This window comes from Sphingomonas sp. 2378, from assembly GCF_038084995.1.
GTDB lineage: Bacteria > Pseudomonadota > Alphaproteobacteria > Sphingomonadales > Sphingomonadaceae > Sphingomonas.
This window is the reverse complement of the sequence record NZ_JAXCMJ010000140.1, coordinates 1-371: the sequence shown is the minus strand read 5'-3', so window position 1 is coordinate 371 and position 371 is coordinate 1. Positions and strand designations below refer to the sequence as shown.

General features: G+C 69.3%; 1 pseudogene. It reads left to right on the top strand.

The window, feature by feature from the left end:
* Nucleotides 1-66 precede the first annotated feature (66 nt).
* Nucleotides 67-371 (top strand): annotated as a pseudogene (locus tag SM191_RS19660) (HK97 gp10 family phage protein); the annotation flags it as partial.

The window sequence follows — 371 nt, the reverse complement described above, 5'->3', positions numbered from 1 at the left end:
ATCGGGCGGCGTTATCTGGTCGAGTTCATGGCCGAGGAAAGTACCCCGGCGGGGAACCCCGCCTAAGTGGCCAAGGTCACGGGGCGCGATGCGGTCAAGCGCTACATGGCCGCCATACCCGACTATTGCCGGACCAAGTTGCTTCCCGGCGCGGCCCGTGCGGGGGCGCGGGTGATCGCGGACGAGGCGCGCGATCGGTGCGAGTCCGACCGCGTGGCGGCGGATATCGTCGTCAAGGCCCGCCCGGTCACTGATGACACGATCCGCGTCGTCGTCACGGTCAAGCGCGGCTTCAGCTACTCGCTTGGCGTCTGGCTCGAATACGGGACCGCGCCGCACTTCATTGCGGCCGTGGGCGGGGTCGGGGCGCG